The sequence below is a fragment of the Helcococcus sp. SA-HE-C1 genome, from assembly GCF_985670335.1.
Genome location: NZ_OZ484652.1, coordinates 131,888 through 148,659, shown reverse-complemented (window position 1 = coordinate 148,659; position 16,772 = coordinate 131,888). Strand labels below are relative to the sequence as shown.

The following is a 16,772-nucleotide window of genomic DNA, read 5'->3' as shown; positions in this document are numbered from 1 at the left end:
TTTATCTTTCCCCTATTAATTTAACTTCTCTTTCTAAATGAACACTATGTTTTTCATTTACAACTCTTTTCACTTCTTCGATTAATTTTAGAAAATTTTCGCAAGTAGAATTTGATTTATTGATTAAAAATCCACAATGTTTTTCTGATACCATCGCTTCTCCAACCGTAAATCCTCTTAGTCCTGATTCGTCTATTAGCTTCGAAGCAAAGTATCCATCCGGTCTCTTAAATGTAGAACCAGCTGAGTAAGCATCCATAGGTTGCTTACTCCATCTTTTTTCATCATATTCTTTGAATTTTTCATAAATATCATTTTTTACACCTTTATCAAGAATAAAAGTAGCTGATAAGACCAATAATTCTTTTTCTGCCGCTATAGAATTTCTATATGAAAATTGCATTTCTGCATTTGTGTAATCAAATATTTCACCGTGTTTATTGATACATCGTACTGTTTTTACAATATCAACCATTTCTCTACCATATGCTCCAGCGTTCATTATGATTGCACCACCAACAGTACCCGGTATACCGCTAACTGGTTCCATTCCTGTTAATTCATTTTCAAATGATTTTATAGCAACATCTCTCAAACTGGTTCCAGCAAATGCCTTTATTTGATTCCCATCTACAGATATTTTGCTAAAATTTTCTCTCAATACAATCACAACTCCTCTAATCCCTTTATCAGAAACCAAAATATTAAATCCTAGCCCTATTACAGTGTATATTTCATCATATCTTGAACATAACTTCACCAAAGAAATGATTTGTTCTTCATTTTCAGGAAAAACCATAATATCTGCAATCCCACCAATTTTTAGCGTTGTGTAGTCTTTCAATTTTTCAACTTCTGAAAACTTTCCATATTCTCCACTTTTAATTTGATTTTTTACTTCTAATATCATTTTTCACCTACTAGTTTGAGCGTTTTAAATTAAAGTATTCCTCTATGGTCATGTTTTTCTCATACATTTTAATTGAGTGTTCTGTACCCACATATCTGTAAATACTATTACTATGCTTGAAACCTGTTATTTTTTCTTTATTTTTTGGGTATCTCAATACGAATCCATATTTATGAGCATTTTTTTCTAACCACTTTTTTTCATCGGTATTGTCTAAATCACCTCCAGAAGCAGATTTGAATTCTACAGCTTCACCTGTTCTTAATTCGTTATATTCTATATCTGGATAATTTTTTTCACCTTTTTCAAAACTAGATTCAATATATTTGTTTGCTATGTCTATATTTAACCCATCTCTTCTAATCGCTTCAATCATAACCATCATAGCACTTTCAGTTTCTACTGAAAATCTTGTTTCAAAATCCTTTGGAATGTAATTACCTTTAGAGACCACTAAAATGCCATTAACTATTTTTAGTTGATTTTCAGCAGTATCACGAAGTTTTGAGCTTCTTACATAACCACTATATCCCTTATGTTGAACTTTAGACCATCCCTTTTCTTCTCCCAAATATTTGATGTACTCATTTTTTTTTATATTTAAGAGTTTATGAGAATCTAATTCTAAAGATTCTAATAATTGTGTGTCTTCTACAACTTTTTTGTATGAAATCACCACATCATAAAATTTGTCTTTAGCTTCTTCTTTAGATTTTTTTTCAATGTTTTTCTTATCATATTTGTCAGTAAGTAATTTTGCGGAATCTGCATTTGCATTTTTATTTGAAAATTTAGCAAAATACCAAGATGTTACTGAAATTGATAGCACTAAAAATAATGATACCAGCTTAATTCTATTATTTCTCTTTCTTTTTTTTATTTTTCTTTTTCTCTCTAACTGATTTTTCTGCAATCTTTTTTTGTCAATCATCCTAAATCCTTTAATCTCTCGTTTTATCTATTATACAATATATAGTTTTATAATAAAAGATGAATTTCAAAGTAGTTTATTACATTTTTAATTTTTAAACTTCTATACTATTAATTTTTTTTATATCTTTTTTATTTAATATTCTTAAAGCGTTTATCTTGAATTTTTTTGGATTATCTGTAACTAAAAATTCATCTCCTAAGCTTTGATTTTCCGATAATAAACTGTGATTTTCTAGATATTCTCTTACATCTAAGGATAATTTTATTGCTGGGTTTATAATATTTATATTTTTTTCAAGTGAATTTTTAAAATAATCTATTAAAATTGGATAATGAGTACAACCTAATATGAGAGTATCTATTTCTTTATTTTTATATTTTGATAAATATCCATCAACTATATATTGTATTTCATCATCTTTTATGTTGTTCGTTTCAATAGCCGGTACTATCAAAGGACAAGGCATACAATCCACGTCAATTCCCTTCCTATTTTTCAATATAATCTGACTATATAGTCCAGCCTCACAAGTAGCTGTTGTTGCAGCAATAAGTATTTTTTTTGAATTCGTAGAAATTGATTTCGCACCCGACTCTAAAACCGTTAAAATTGGAACTTTATAATCTCTACGAATTTGATCTATATTATATGATGATGCCGTGTTACATGCTATTATTATCATCTTCACACCTTTTATTATAAGTTGATCAATAATTTTTCTAGTCAAAGATTCTATTAGTTTTCCACTTTTTTCACCATAAGGATTATTTTTCATGTCTGCTAAATATATAAATTTTTCGTTAGGTAATTGTTTTTTTAATTCTTTTAGAACCGTTAATCCTCCAATTCCAGAATCAAAGATACCAATAGGTAAATTTTTGTTTTCCATGTCTCCTCATTTATAATAATTTAAAAAAATAAAAAGCATCGTTAAACGATGCTAGCCTTCTAACTTACTATTTTAATTTTTACTGTTGATGTTAATACGTCAGAATAAGTATATGAAAGAATTATGCTCTCATCAAAATCATTATTTACTTTAACTGTAAACAGATTTGGAAAAACATTTTCAATATAACCTACTCTAGTTACAATTCTCTTTCTTCCTCTATCGGCTTTAAGTTGAACTTTTTTGCCAATATGTTCTCCAACTTCACTTCTAATTGCTTCTAACGTTTCTGATTGTCTCATATACATCATCCTTTATAGTTTCAGTTTTATGCTCTTTGTAATTATAGCATAAAATATTACTTTCGTCAAATATAGTTATATTAACCACATTTGAATTATTTGACTTTATGATTGTATACTTTATATTATACAATTTTTAGGTTATAATAAAAATTAATAATAAATAAGGAGGGATTTATGTCAGATTAACAAGAACAATTAGTTATCACTGGAGATATGATGTTAGCAGATGTTATAAGATTGAAACCTCGTACATTGGGAATTCTCATGTCTTTTGGACTTGCATGTATAGGTTGCCCTGTAAGCCAATTAGAAACTGTAGAAGAAGCAGCAATGGTTCATGGTATAGAACCTGATTTCCTAATTGAACAATTAAATAAATAATTATATATACTAATCATCAACTTAAAAGGAGATAGAAACTATAATAAGTTTCCACCTCCTTTTATTAATTAATTCACTTTCTGTCAATTGCATTCAATAAAGAAATTGAATTTATTTATTTTATTATAATCCTAATAAGTTTGATAACTTATTTTTATCAAATCCTACAATTTCCTCTTCATCGACAACAATTACTGGAACACCTCTATAACCTTTTTCGATTAATTCATTTCTAGCTGACTCGTCTTTAGTTACATTTTTTTCTGTATATTCTACATTATTGTTTCCTAAAAATTCTTTTGCTGCCACACAATATGGGCATGTATCTGATGTATAAACTGTTACATTTGCCATTTTTATCTCCTTTATAAAATTTATATTATATTATACTAACTACTTTGCTAGTCCAAACAAATATACCCTAGATTCTTTTTTCTAAACATTTAGTAATATTAACAAAATCATTTAATGATAAATCTTCCGCTCTATAATTGGTAGGTATGTTTAATGATTCTAAAATTTCTCTCATTTCTTCTTTATTCACACCTAACGAAATATCTGTTGTTAATGAATTTAAGATGTTTTTTCTTCTTTTGGTAAATCCACCTCTAACAAGTTTAAAGAATTTATTTTTATCAACATCCGGTAATTTTTCTTTCATTTTTAATTTTATAACAATACTGTCTACTTTTGGTTGAGGCATAAATACTGATCTTGGAGCTTCAGCTATAAAAGATGGAACAGCATAAAATGATGTAAATACAGTTAAAAATCCATACACTTTATTTCCTGGTAAGGCCATTATTCTGTCACCAACTTCCTTTTGAACCATAAACGTCATTGATTTCACGTTAAATTTTGATTCTAAAAACAATTCAATAATTGGAGTTGTAATATAATACGGTAAATTAGCCACAACCTTAAATGGCTCTTTACCAAATTGATCTTCTATCATTTTATTTAGGTCTGCCTTAAGTATATCAGCATTTACTAAAACGAAATTATCAAATTCAGATAACGTCTGATTTAGGACTGGATTTAATCTTTCATCTATTTCCACAGCTACTACTTTTTTTGCATGCATCAATAATTCTTCAGTTAATGTTCCGAAACCCGGTCCAATCTCTAAAACATTATCATTTTTTGTTATATTAGCTCCTTTAGAGATGCTTCTTATAATATTACCATCCATAAGGAAGTTTTGACCTAGACCTTTCGAAAAATTAAACCCAAATAGTTCCTTCAATTGTTTTATTACTTTAGGCGAATATAGTCTATCTCTTTTCATCTAATCCTCAATCCTTTTTAGTGCTTCTTTAAATTCTTCTCTAGTGATTCCAAAGGAATTTAATTTTATTAACAATTGCTTTGCATTACAATACCTTATTGATAACTCCTTACATAATCTGATTCTTTTATCTTTAGAATTTGGAAATCCTGATAGTTCATTTTCATTTATATCATAAATCGTAAATCTATCTTCCATATCAAAAAATTCCGGCCTAGATTTTTCAATGGCCATAATAATTGATTCATTAGATGCGTTTTCAACTCCTACATTTGAGTTTTTAGTAGCATTAAATTTAGTTATACTTGCAAATTTAGCGTTTGGTATATAGTCTCTAATTATATTTGAGATTCTTTTACCAGCATAGTCTGGATCTGTTAAAATAATTATTCCCCTTCTATCATTTAATTCTGAAAGTTCATCAAGCACTTCTTGCGTGATTCCTAACCCATGAGTCGCTACCACATCTATGTTCCCTTCAAAAGCTCTTTTTACAGCGATAATATCATTTTTACCCTCTACGACTATAATTTCTTTTACTTTTTTCATAAATCTAATCCAAAAAATTTTATCGTATTTTGATTTGTCTTTTCTTTAATATATTCTATGTCCTCAAGACGCATTTCTGACATTCTTTTCGCAACATAATGTGTGTATTTAGGCTCATTTCTTTTTCCTCTATGTGGAACTGGTGTTAAATAAGGAGCATCTGTTTCAAGTAATATCCTCTCTATTGGTGTATTTTCGACTACTTTTATTAGATTTTTTGCCGTCTTAAAAGTCATCATTCCACCTAATGAAATATAAAAACCTAAATCTAAATATTTTTTACATAAATCCCAGTCTTCATTATAGGAATGTAGCAAAACTTTCATATCCTTTGCATACTCTCTTAAAATTTCATATGTTTCATTAGCTGCTTCTCTAGAATGTATTACTATCGGTAAATTTAATTCTTTAGCTAACTTTATTTGATCTATAAAAACATCTTTCTGTTTATCTTGATCAGAAAAATTATAATGAAAATCTAGACCTATTTCTCCTATAGCAACAACCTTTCTATTTTCTAAAGCTAAAGTTCTATATTTTTGTCTTAAATTATAATCATAGTCTTTTGCATCATGTGGGTGTGTCCCAACCATTGCGTAAATTTTTTCATATTTATTTGCTAACTCAATAGATTTTAATGCAGAGTTTAAGTCACAAGAAGGATTTATAACGCACAGAACATTTTCATCTTCTAATTTAGAAATTATTTCATCCCTATCTCCATCAAATTTAGAAGAATCTAGGTGTGCATGTGAATCTATAATATACTTTGTCATTATTTCTCTTCCATTTCATTTTCTAAATCTTTTTTTCTCTTTAAATTTAATTCTTCATTTGCTACTTTTATCTTTTCTAATTCTTTTGGTATATCCAATCTCTTAAACAGGTTTTCTCCCTTTTTAACTTTGTTTCCAATTGGATATGCACCAAATTTTCTAGCAGAATCCCAGCCCATATTTTCAACTCGAATTTGTTCAAAAATTCTCTTTGATGTACTTGGAATAAATGGTTCTATTAGTTGAGCTATAATTCTTATACTTTCAATTAAGTTATAAAGAACTGTATCAAGTCTATCTGTGTCTTCTTTGGCAAGTATCCACGGCGTTGTTTCATCTATATATTTATTTGTTCTTTTTACTAAGGTCCAAATCGCTTCTAATGCACTTGAAAATTGGAAGTTATCCATTTCTTTTTCGACATTTACAATTGCATCCTCTGCTACTTTTGCTAAATCTTCATCTAATTCATTTTTTGTATTTGCTTCTACAACAACTCCATTATTATATTTTTCAACCATTGCAACAGTTCTAGAAATAAGATTTCCTAGTTCATTTACAAGCTCTGCATTTATCCTATTTAAAAACTTTTCGTTTGTAAATGAACCGTCATGTCCAAATGTAAATTCTTTTAATATAAAATATTTAAGTGCATCTATTCCATATAAGTCTATTAATGGCTCTGCGTAAACTACATTACCTATTGATTTACTCATCTTAACATCGTCAAAAAGTATCCATCCATGTGAAAAAATGCGTTTAGGTAATTCTAGATTTAGAGCCATTAATAATGCTGGCCAAATTATAGCATGAAATCTTACAATTTCCTTACTCATTAAATGAACTCCAGCAGGCCAATAATGATTAAATTTTTCTTCATCTTCACCATATCCAATGGCTGTTAAATAACATGTTAGAGCATCTATCCAAACATAAATTACGTGATTTTTGTCAAAAGGAACTTCAATTCCCCATTGTAATGCTTTTTTAGTTCTAGATACGGATAAATCTTCTAATCCTTTATCTAAAAAATTATTAATCATTTCCTTTTTACTTCTTTCAGGCATTATAAAATTCGGCATGTCCTCATATAATTTCTTTATTTTTTCTGTATATTTTGATAATCTAAAGAAATATGATTCCTCTTTATGTCTTTTCGTAGGACGTCCACAATCAGGACAATTCCCATTTTCATCTAATTGACTTTCTGTCCAAAAAGATTCACAAGGCACACAATAATACCCTTCATATTGACCCTTGTATATTTCATCCTTGTCATACAATTTTTGAAAAATATCTGCTGCGTTTTTTTCGTGATTTTTATCGGTTGATCTTATGAAGTAATCTATATCTATTTCTAATTCAGACCATAATTTATTTATACTTTTTAGTATCTCAGTTGTAAACTGTAAAGGTGATATACCTTTCTCTCTTGCTTTATCTTGAATTTTTTGTCCATGCTCATCTGTTCCTGTAACTAAGTAAGCATCATATCCTTGTATATTTTTATATCTTTTTAATGCATCTGACGCTATAGTCGTATAAGTATGCCCTAAATGTAAATTACCACTTGGATAATATATTGGTGTAGTAATATAGTAGGGTTTTTTAGTCTTATCCATTTCTCCTCCGTTTAATTTTATCTTTTCTATAATTATAACAAAGAAGTAAAGCTTGATACAAATATAATATACATAATTAGAATTTAATATCTTGTATGATTTAAGTTAATTAGATATAATTAAAAATACGAATATATTAGATTTAATTATAATGGAGGATAAATGGAATACGAAAAAAAACACGATAATGTTTACGATGAGCTTATCGAGAGAGGATATTTGGAGCAGTGTACTCATGAAGATGATTTGATAAAGTTATTGAAAAATGAGAAAGTTCCTTTCTATATAGGTTTTGATGCTACTGCTGATTCTCTTACAATAGGACATTTTATCCAATTGATGGTTATGATGCGTATGCAAGCTTATGGACATATACCTATCGCTTTATTGGGTGGTGGAACTACTATGATTGGAGATCCTTCAGATAAATCCGATATGAGATCTATAATGACAAGAGATATGATTGAAAAAAATTCAGATAGATTTCTTCAACAATTTAAAAGATTTATTGATTTTTCAGAAAATAAAGCGATTATAGATAACAATGCAAATTGGTTGTTAGAATTGAATTTTTTAGATTTTATAAGAGAAATTGGTGTACATTTTAATGTAAACGAAATGTTGAAAAAAGATGCATATAAAAATCGTCTTAATAATGGACTAACTTTCTTTGAATTTTCATATATGCTTATGCAATCTTACGACTTTCTGGTCTTAAATAGAAAATATGGATGCAAAATTCAAATGGGAGGATCTGACCAATGGTCCAATATACTTGGTGGTGCAGAATTGGTTAAAAAATATGAAGATGAACAAGTTTATGCAATGACTTTTAAGCTTTTAACTAAGGCTGATGGCCAAAAAATGGGTAAATCAATGAAAGGGGCTATCTGGTTAGATGAAAATAAAACAAGTTCTTATGAATTATACCAATATATGAGAAATTGTGATGATAGAGATGTAGAGAAATTCTTAAAACTACTTACATTTGTTCCAACAGCTGAAATTGAAACGTTAGTTAAATATAAGGATGAAAGAATAAATAAAGCTAAGGAAGTTTTAGGCTTTGAAATAGTTAAATTAATTCATGGAGAAGAAAAAGCTAAAGAAGCTTTAGAGACTTCAAAATCATTATTTAATAAAGGTATGTCTAATGAGAATATGCCTACAACTGAAATCTCTCAAAACGAATATGAGAAAAATAAAGGGTTATTAAATATGCTTTCATTTGCAAATATCACAAATTCAAATGGCGAAGCAAGAAGGCTTATTCAACAAGGTGGAATAAAAATAAACGATGAAAAAATTGAAGATATTTCACTTGAATTATCTGAAGAAGAATTAAAAAATGGAATTATCATTCAAAAGGGTAAAAAAGTATTTCATAAAATCATTTTAATTTGATGGAGGTCCGATGTTTATAAGAGAAAGTACGATAAGTCCTATACTGCAATATATACTTTTTATATTATTAATAGTTTTTTCTGGATTAGCAGTATATTATTTAATATATATAGGAAATGAAAAAGTAGACGATGAAAAAAAATTAAATATTAACTGGAAAACTGTAGCAAAATTTATAATAATTACATCACTCATTGCTATAATAGTTTATCTATATAGAAGATATCCTGTGCTTGGATTATCTACTTCAGCAATATTTCTATCTGCTTTAATAGCCTTTCTATTAAATCCGATAGTAAAATTAATGGAAAAATACAAAATCCCACGAGGTCTTGGAGTATTGATTTCTTACATTTTAATTGTTGTGATATTGGTATTTTTAGGAATTGCAATTGTCCCTGATTTAGTTAAGCAAACTACAACATTTTTATCAAATTTGCCATCAACTGTTATGCAACTAACTCATAACGTTGAAGAATTACTAAAAAATTGGAACATAAACTCAAGTATATTAACTGATTTTAGAAATACAGCCAACGAGTATCTAATAGAGATTAGTAGAAATATTCCAAAATGGTTAGAATCACTAATAAATACTATACAAGGTGGATTTTCTGCTATTATAGTTTTAGTTTTAGTGCCTATTATAACATTCTACTTTATTATAGATAAAGAAAAAATATTAAGAAATATTTACAATATAATACCTAAAGCTTGGAAAAAAGATAGTTATTATTTATATAAAGAAATTAATTTTGCTATGAAAGAATTTATTATATCGAGAGCCTTAATGGCAATATTTATAGGGGTATCAACTGGTATAATGCTATGGTTATTTGGTATACCATTCGCTATTATAATCGGTATAATTACAGCTATAATGGATATTGTACCTTATGTCGGCCCGTAATAGCCACTGCACCTGCTTTAATATTTGCTTTTATTAGATCTCCGATGACTTTTGTTTGGGTAGCCATACTTTCATGGTTTTTGCAATGGATTGAGCAAAATATTGTTGCCCAAAACTATTTAGTAGTTCATCAGGATTACACGAAGTTGTAATACTTATTTCAATAATAATTGGTGGTGGTCTATTTGGTGTTTGGGGGATGATACTTTCAGTACCTGCAGTCGTTATAATCAAAATACTTATAGAATATTCTTTTATGAAAATGAGAGGAATTGAACCTAAGTTCACAAAGGATTTAGAAAAACAAAATTTAAAAGAATCAAGGTCTAAGAAAAAATAATTTTAATCATCTACTGGGAAAATCCTAATTTTATAAACAATTTAGGATTTTCTGTCATTTTAAACCTAAAATTTATAATTTAAAATCTTATAATAATTTACATTTATTAGATATTTTATTAAGCTTTAATTGTTAGGTGATAATAGATATGTGACAAAAAAATAAAAAAATAGGAAGCCATCTGGTAATATAAGTTTAACTACAAACAAATTATCAGAAAGAGAGGCTTCCTATGAAAATTAGTATAACAGAAGAAATGAGATTTCGTCAAAAAGTTGTAGAATATGCGAAAAAACACAAAAACAATGCAGAGGCTGCAAGAAGATACAAAACTAGCAGACAACAAGTGCAAAGATGGCTAAAAAAATATGATGGAAACGTAGAATCCTTAGCAAATAAATCAAGACGTCCACATAGCCATCCCAATAAACATACACAAGATGAAATAGAATTACTTAAGAAAAAATATCAATATCACAAACATGAAGGATTAGCTCAAGTATATAGAAAATGCCTTGACGCAGGATATAAAAGAAGCTATGGCTCAATGTGCAAACAAATAAAAAAACTTAAAAACTATGAAAAACCTAAGAAAATAAGTTATCCAAAAAGCAAATATAAACCGTTGAAAGGAAAATATCCAGGAGAGTTTGTAGAAATAGATGTAAAATATGTTCCGATTGAATGCATAGGTTTTAAAAGCAATCACGAAAGATACTATCAAATAACAGCAATAGACCTATATAGTAGAAAAAGAATCCTTAAATTAGTAAATGAAAATAGCACTTATGAAACCTCAAAAATGCTAAAGACAATAGAACAAGACTTTGGATTTAAGATAAACACAGTACAGACAGATAATGGTAAAGAATTCTGTAATGATAGAGAACAAAAGCAATCAGCATTCGAAAAGGTTCTAGAGTATTTAGGTATAGAATATATACGAACAAGACCATATTCACCGTGGCAAAATGGAGTAGTAGAAAGAAGCCATAAGATAGACAATGATCTATTTTACAGCAAAAGAAGATTTAAGAGTGAAGAAGAAATGTATAAATCGTTTCAAAGATATAGCGTAAGAACAAATAATATAGCAAGAAAGGTATTAGCTTTTAAGACTCCAAATGAGATGGTTGAAAGCTATTTCAAGAGGGCTTCATAAGCCTACAAATAATGCATATCCCTGTCAATATTCGCTTCGCTTTTCCCCTTGACAGAACTATGCATTATTTGTGTAGAATTTATATGCCCTTTAAAAATATTATTAGATGGTTTTCTTGTCACATATGTTTGACAACTCTAGAATTAGATATTTTATTAAGCTTTAATACATTTGACTTATTTATTTATAAATTATATAATTATTATTACAGTTTATGGAGAATTGTCCGAGTGGCTTAAGGTGCATGATTGGAAATCATGTGTACGTTAAATTAGCGTACCGAGAGTTCGAATCTCTCATTCTCTGCCAGCACTAGACGGGATGGTAGCGGTATCTTGTAACCTGCAATCCGCTATAGCAGGGTTTAATTCCCAGATGAGGATGGTCTTTTGTCGAATTGCACGTAGCAAGTGGTGATGAAGGGATGGTCTCACGCAATAAGAATCTATGAACCATGTCAGGTCCGGAAGGAAGCAGCATTAAGTAGTCCCTCTTATGTGCCGTGAGGGTGCCTTCCCCGAGCTAACTACTACGCACGCGTCGGGAATTGTCATTCGATTACTGGGTGTGCCTACATAATAAAAAAAAGATAGCATTGTCTCCCTTTTAAGACGCTATCTTTTTTTGTTTTAAATCAATTGTTATAATTTCTATCATAGAAGATTCCATCTTCATATCCTTGTATAGAGTCATCTTTATCAGCATCTAACAATCTTTTTTCCGCCCATGCAACATAAAGTTCATTTTGTTCTATAGTTATAAATTTTCTTCCTAATTTTTTACACACAACCGCAGTAGTTCCAGAACCTGCAAAAGGATCTAGTATCAAATCACCCTTATTAGAGCTTGCTAAAATTAGTTTTGCTATAAGTTTTTCTGGTTTTTGTGTAGGATGAGCTGTGTTTTCAGACATAGACCAGAATGGAATAGTGATATCATCCCAAAAATTTGATGGGTGCGTATCTCTATATTTAATAGATTTTTCTTCTGTCCAATCTTTAGGCTTACCATTTTCTTTATAGGGGGCTATTACTTTTTTTCTAGTCTTTACCATATCAAGGTTAAAGGTATATTCATCTGATTTAGTCGCAAACCAAATATCTTCAATTGAGTTTTTCCAATCTCTTTTTCGGCCTCTACCTTTTTCTCTTTGCCAGGTAATTCTATTTTTTATATTAAAATATTTCGCTAATATGTTTCCAATTATGATTGATGATTTCCAGTCACAACATACATATAGACTTCCATTTTTTTTAATTTATTTTTAATTTTTTCAATCCATAAAATAGTGTACTTTTCATACTCAGTTATACTTTTTTCGTTAAAAATATTGCCATGATAATTTTTTCGTAAATTATATGGCGGATTTACAATTATTAAATCAATAGAATTGTCTTCTATTTGATCCAATACTTCAAAAGTGTTTCCTATTATATTCTTATTTTGAAGTTTTGATATATCAATATTTTCATTAAAGTATAAACTGTTCATTAAATATTTTTTTCCCACTTTTATATCAAAATCTATTGTTTTATTTCTTTTTGATTTTTTTTTCATATTTTTTCTTTCATAATTTTAGTTATTTTTTACGTGTAGTAATATTTTAAATAAAATTTAATATTATTTTTATTGAAATTATACCATAGTTAATATAGCTTTATCAAAAGTTTAACCTTAAATTTTATTTTTTCTTGTCATTAGTGTTTATAATGATATAATAAAATTGCGAGAAAAAAATAGGAGGATTTATGAACGCAAAAAAAATATTATCTTTATTACTAGCATTAGTAATGGTATTTGCTCTGGTAGCATGTGGAAACGGTAAAGACAAAAAAGGCGGAAAAGATACTAAATCAGAAACTACAGCAGACGGTGGTAAGGAAACTAAAAAAATTGATACACTAAAAGTACAATTTGTTCCATCAAGAGATCCTGAAGCTGTTACAAACGCAACTAAACCACTAGAAGATATCCTAAAAAAATATCTAGCAAAAGAAGGTTATGAAGTTGGTAAAATTGATGTGTCTGTAAGTACATCATATGAAGCTGCTGGAGAAGCTTTATCAGCTGGATCAGTAGATGTAGCATTTATACCTGGTGGTACATATGTACTATACGATGATGGAGCAGATGTTTTATTAACTGCTACAAGAAAAGGATTGAGCGTTCAAAGTGAAGATCCTAAAGAATGGAACGAAAAAAAACCAATAAAAAATACTGATGAACAAGTTAGTTTTTATAGAGCAATGGTTCTAGCTGGACCATCAGCAAAGGGGCAAGAATTAGCAAAAAAAATTAATTCTGGTCAAAAATTAACATGGGAAGAGTTAAACTCAGCAAAATGGGGAGTTCAATCAGCTACTTCTTCTTCTGGATATATATATCCAACACTATGGTTAAAAGACAATTATGATGGAAAAACAATTAAAGACTTAGCAAATGTAGTACAAGTTAAAGGTTATTCTGCAGCGATGGCTCAATTAGCTTCATCACAACTAGATATTTTAGTAGCTTACACAGATGCTAGACTTGATAATGTAAAACAATGGAAATCAGATTGGAAAGGTAAAGATATTTGGGAAGATACAAATATCTTAGGTATATCATCAAAAATTTATAATGATACAATCTCTGTATCTAAAAATTCTAAAGTTATAACAGATGACTTTAAAAAAGCACTATCTAATGCTTTTATTAAGTTAGCTCAAACAACTGAGGGTAAAGAGATAATTAAAATCTATAACCATGATGGATACAAAGAAGCCAAACCTTCTGATTACGATAAAGAGAGACAAGCACAAGAGCTTATTAAAAATTCTAAAAAATCTCAATAGGGCTTAATTACTATTTGGAGGCTAAGTTTTAGCCTCCATTTTTATAGGAGAAATACATGATTAAATTCAATAATGTTTCAAAAATTTATCCAGGTGGATATAAGGCTTTAAAAAATATTTCATTGGAAATACATAAAGGTGAATTTGTCGCCATAATAGGTAGATCCGGTGCGGGTAAATCTACACTCATTAGAATGATAAATCAAATGATTGATGTTAACGAAGGAAAACTAACCGTAAATGGTATTGATGTAAGTACACTAAAAGGAAAAAAACTGAGAGAATTTAGAAGAGATGTTGGTATGATTTTTCAGCAATTCAACTTAGTAAATCGTACCACTGTGATTAAAAATGTTTTATCTGGATTTGTACCTGATTTAAATCCATTACGTTCTATACTAGGAATATATCCAAAAGAAATGAAAGTTAAGGCATTAGAGGCTTTAAAGCAGGTTGATATTTTAGATAAAGCTTATAATAGAGCTGATCAGCTATCTGGTGGTCAACAGCAAAGAGTTGCTCTAGCGAGAACTCTTACCCAAAACCCAAGTATTATACTTGCTGATGAACCTGTTGCAAGCCTAGATCCTATTACTGCTAAACAAGTAATGGACTACTTCAAAAAAATTAATGAAGAAAAAGATATTGCTATTTTAATTAATATTCACCACGTTGATTTAGCACTTGGATACGCAACTAGAGTTATTGGTATCAAAGAAGGTACTGTTGTATATGACGGTAAGGCAGAAAATGTTGATGAAGCCGTATTAAAAGAAATTTACGGCGAATTAGATGAAGAAATTGTTCTTTAGGGGGGAAAATATGAATATATATAATAAAATACTTCCTCCAAAAAAATATGTATTAAATGACGGTACAGAAAGTTTTGAAAGAAGATCCCCACTAATAATTGTTGTACCTATTATTATTTTATTAACTTATTATTTTGCAAAAATTACAAATATTGATTTTCCAGAATTTTTTACTAATTTTTCAAAAGTCGGGACTATTGTCGGTAAGATATTCAATCCAAATTTTGAATATTTTCCACATGTCTATAAACCTCTTATTGAAACTATTCAGATGAGTTTCATAGGATCATTTTTGGGGGCAATAACAGCTTTACCTTTTGCATATTTAGCAGCAGAAAATATGGTTCAAAACAAATTTGTAAATTGGTTTGTTAGACTTTTATTTTTAATATTAAGGACTATGCCAACTATTGTCAACGCTTTGATTGCAACTTTTATTTTTGGTATCGGATCTTTAGCAGGTACGGTTGCTATTTTCATTTATTCATTTTCATATGTCGGAAAAATCACTTATGAAAATATTGAAAATATCAATACCGGTGCATTTGAAGCTCTAATTTCCATGGGGTTAACTAGAAGAATGGCTTTTATAAAAGCTATATTACCAGAGGTTCTGTCTACATTTTACTCTACCGCACTATATAATTTCGAGGGTAACGTTCGTTATGCTGCAATATTAGGTTATGTAGGCGCTGGTGGTATTGGTATATTAATGAATGAAGTTATTTCATATAGACAATATGAAGAATTAGGTACAGTTCTACTTTGTCTATTTATATCTATTATAGTTATTGAAAATATAAGTATATATATTAGAAAAAAATTAGTGTGAGGTTGAAATGTCAGATAAAGTTTTAAAAAAATTAGAACAAGAACCTAATTATAAAGTTAGAATCGCAATAAATATCTTAATTGTTCTTGTGTTATCAATCTGGTCAATTTCAGGTCTTAGTTCATCAGGAGCTGGAGAAAAGGGTGTTTCTATTGTAGGAAGTATTTTTAAGGGAATATTTACCCCCGATTGGTCTTTATATAATTTTACCGAAGTTGGTATTCCCTACCTTTTGGTAGAAACTATTGCTATTGCATTTATTGGAACACTTTTTGGGGCTATTTTGGCAATTCCATTTGCCTTTTTAATATCTCCAAATATTCTTCCTAGACCTATTGCTTATATTTTTAGGATATTATTAGTTGTTTTAAGAACTGTACCCACAGTAATTTATGGACTAATTTTTATTAGAGCAGTTGAACCACCCTTTGCCGGTGTTCTAACAATGGCTCTCACTTCAATCGGTATGATTTCAAAATTAATGTCCGAATCAATACAAGATTTACAATCAGAAATACTAGAATCACTATCCGCTCTTGGTATGAACACATTTCAAAAAATAAGACATGGTGTTTTACCTCAATTATCAGGTATATTTATATCAACAATAATATATAGATTTGATATTAACTTAAGAGATGCTACGGTACTTGGTTTAGTAGGGGCCGGTGGAATAGGAGCTCCTTTACTACAAGCAATTTATGGATTCAAATGGACTCAGGCTGGCTCAATATTATTAGGATTAATCATATTAGTGTTAGTTATAGAGTTCTTTTCATCAAAAATTAGAAACAAATTAGTAAAAGGATTTTAATATTAAAAGA

The 16,772-nt window shown here is 29.0% G+C and carries 19 protein-coding genes, 1 tRNA gene, 1 other RNA gene and 1 pseudogene; 11 read left to right on the top strand and 11 right to left on the bottom strand.

Annotated elements, in window-relative coordinates:
- Window position 1: 1 nt before the first annotated feature.
- From murB to AC4KN9_RS00715, 4 genes are all read right to left on the bottom strand, one after another.
- Window positions 2-910 (bottom strand): UDP-N-acetylmuramate dehydrogenase, encoded by a 909-nt coding sequence (gene murB / locus AC4KN9_RS00730; RefSeq protein ID WP_491016774.1) that lies wholly within the window; start codon window positions 908-910, stop codon window positions 2-4.
- A 10-nt stretch (window positions 911-920) separates the two neighbouring features.
- The gene (locus tag AC4KN9_RS00725; protein ID WP_491016773.1) at window positions 921-1,841 is read right to left on the bottom strand and encodes a D-alanyl-D-alanine carboxypeptidase family protein; all 921 of its coding nucleotides are present in this window, start codon (window positions 1,839-1,841) and stop codon (window positions 921-923) included.
- A gap of 94 nt (window positions 1,842-1,935) precedes the next feature.
- On the bottom strand, window positions 1,936-2,733 hold the full coding sequence (gene murI / locus AC4KN9_RS00720) for a glutamate racemase (RefSeq protein WP_491016772.1): 798 nt from the start codon (window positions 2,731-2,733) through the stop codon (window positions 1,936-1,938).
- A gap of 59 nt (window positions 2,734-2,792) precedes the next feature.
- On the bottom strand, window positions 2,793-3,035 hold the full coding sequence (locus AC4KN9_RS00715; protein WP_491016771.1) for a Veg family protein: 243 nt from the start codon (window positions 3,033-3,035) through the stop codon (window positions 2,793-2,795).
- Between the two features lie 216 nt (window positions 3,036-3,251).
- On the opposite strand from AC4KN9_RS00715, the gene AC4KN9_RS00710 reads away from it, so the two are divergent.
- A complete protein-coding gene (locus tag AC4KN9_RS00710; protein ID WP_491016770.1) occupies window positions 3,252-3,419 on the top strand; it encodes a DUF1858 domain-containing protein in 168 nt (55 codons plus the stop codon).
- Window positions 3,420-3,542: 123 nt separating this feature from the next.
- Here AC4KN9_RS00710 and AC4KN9_RS00705 read toward each other — a convergent pair whose 3' ends face one another.
- The 5 genes from AC4KN9_RS00705 to metG all read right to left on the bottom strand — a co-directional run bounded on the left by AC4KN9_RS00705 (window position 3,543) and on the right by metG (window position 7,654).
- Window positions 3,543-3,773, bottom strand: coding sequence for a glutaredoxin family protein (locus tag AC4KN9_RS00705; protein ID WP_491016769.1), 231 nt, complete (start codon window positions 3,771-3,773; stop codon window positions 3,543-3,545).
- A gap of 67 nt (window positions 3,774-3,840) precedes the next feature.
- Window positions 3,841-4,707, bottom strand: a complete 867-nt coding sequence (rsmA, locus tag AC4KN9_RS00700; RefSeq protein ID WP_491016768.1) for a 16S rRNA (adenine(1518)-N(6)/adenine(1519)-N(6))-dimethyltransferase RsmA — start codon at window positions 4,705-4,707, stop codon at window positions 3,841-3,843.
- A complete protein-coding gene (gene rnmV / locus AC4KN9_RS00695; RefSeq protein WP_491016767.1) occupies window positions 4,708-5,256 on the bottom strand; it encodes a ribonuclease M5 in 549 nt (182 codons plus the stop codon). It abuts the gene before it with no gap.
- Window positions 5,253-6,032 carry a TatD family hydrolase gene (locus AC4KN9_RS00690; RefSeq protein ID WP_491016766.1) on the bottom strand — a complete coding sequence of 260 codons (780 nt, stop codon included), beginning with the start codon at window positions 6,030-6,032 and terminating at the stop codon, window positions 5,253-5,255. Before AC4KN9_RS00690 ends, rnmV begins: the two co-directional genes overlap by 4 nt.
- On the bottom strand, window positions 6,032-7,654 hold the full coding sequence (gene metG / locus AC4KN9_RS00685) for a methionine--tRNA ligase (protein WP_491016765.1): 1,623 nt from the start codon (window positions 7,652-7,654) through the stop codon (window positions 6,032-6,034). The genes AC4KN9_RS00690 and metG overlap by 1 nt, the downstream gene beginning before the upstream one ends.
- Before the next feature lie 162 nt (window positions 7,655-7,816).
- Between metG and tyrS the strand changes: the two genes are divergently transcribed.
- The 6 genes and pseudogenes from tyrS to ffs all read left to right on the top strand — a co-directional run bounded on the left by tyrS (window position 7,817) and on the right by ffs (window position 12,043).
- Window positions 7,817-9,058: a tyrosine--tRNA ligase gene (gene tyrS / locus AC4KN9_RS00680; RefSeq protein WP_491016764.1), complete on the top strand. Its 1,242-nt coding sequence runs from the start codon at window positions 7,817-7,819 to the stop codon at window positions 9,056-9,058.
- A gap of 10 nt (window positions 9,059-9,068) precedes the next feature.
- Window positions 9,069-9,968 (top strand): AI-2E family transporter, encoded by a 900-nt coding sequence (locus tag AC4KN9_RS00675; RefSeq protein WP_491016763.1) that lies wholly within the window; start codon window positions 9,069-9,071, stop codon window positions 9,966-9,968.
- Window positions 9,969-10,089: 121 nt separating this feature from the next.
- A pseudogene (locus AC4KN9_RS00670) lies at window positions 10,090-10,308 on the top strand (AI-2E family transporter); the annotation flags it as partial.
- Between the two features lie 232 nt (window positions 10,309-10,540).
- Window positions 10,541-11,470 carry a DDE-type integrase/transposase/recombinase gene (locus AC4KN9_RS00665; protein WP_491016762.1) on the top strand — a complete coding sequence of 310 codons (930 nt, stop codon included), beginning with the start codon at window positions 10,541-10,543 and terminating at the stop codon, window positions 11,468-11,470.
- Between the two features lie 216 nt (window positions 11,471-11,686).
- Window positions 11,687-11,779: transfer RNA gene (locus AC4KN9_RS00660), tRNA-Ser, on the top strand.
- An RNA gene (gene ffs, locus AC4KN9_RS00655) (signal recognition particle sRNA large type) lies at window positions 11,778-12,043 on the top strand. Before AC4KN9_RS00660 ends, ffs begins: the two co-directional genes overlap by 2 nt.
- Before the next feature lie 61 nt (window positions 12,044-12,104).
- On the opposite strand, the gene AC4KN9_RS00650 is transcribed toward ffs, so the two are convergent.
- Together AC4KN9_RS00650 and AC4KN9_RS00645 are read right to left on the bottom strand one after the other, a co-directional pair.
- Entirely contained in the window at window positions 12,105-12,665 is a 561-nt protein-coding gene (locus AC4KN9_RS00650; protein WP_491017911.1) for a DNA-methyltransferase, read from the bottom strand.
- Window positions 12,666-12,673: 8 nt separating this feature from the next.
- On the bottom strand, window positions 12,674-13,027 hold the full coding sequence (locus AC4KN9_RS00645; protein WP_491016761.1) for a hypothetical protein: 354 nt from the start codon (window positions 13,025-13,027) through the stop codon (window positions 12,674-12,676).
- A 191-nt stretch (window positions 13,028-13,218) separates the two neighbouring features.
- On the opposite strand from AC4KN9_RS00645, the gene AC4KN9_RS00640 reads away from it, so the two are divergent.
- From AC4KN9_RS00640 to phnE (AC4KN9_RS00625), 4 genes are read left to right on the top strand one after another with little or no spacing between them, the layout of a single operon-like run.
- The gene (locus tag AC4KN9_RS00640; RefSeq protein ID WP_491016760.1) at window positions 13,219-14,304 is read left to right on the top strand and encodes a phosphate/phosphite/phosphonate ABC transporter substrate-binding protein; all 1,086 of its coding nucleotides are present in this window, start codon (window positions 13,219-13,221) and stop codon (window positions 14,302-14,304) included.
- A gap of 56 nt (window positions 14,305-14,360) precedes the next feature.
- Complete coding sequence (phnC, locus tag AC4KN9_RS00635) at window positions 14,361-15,116, top strand: phosphonate ABC transporter ATP-binding protein (protein ID WP_491016759.1); 756 nt, start codon at window positions 14,361-14,363, stop codon at window positions 15,114-15,116.
- A 10-nt stretch (window positions 15,117-15,126) separates the two neighbouring features.
- A complete protein-coding gene (gene phnE, locus AC4KN9_RS00630; protein WP_491016758.1) occupies window positions 15,127-15,948 on the top strand; it encodes a phosphonate ABC transporter, permease protein PhnE in 822 nt (273 codons plus the stop codon).
- Between the two features lie 7 nt (window positions 15,949-15,955).
- Window positions 15,956-16,762 (top strand): phosphonate ABC transporter, permease protein PhnE, encoded by an 807-nt coding sequence (gene phnE / locus AC4KN9_RS00625; protein ID WP_491016757.1) that lies wholly within the window; start codon window positions 15,956-15,958, stop codon window positions 16,760-16,762.
- Window positions 16,763-16,772: the final 10 nt, after the last annotated feature.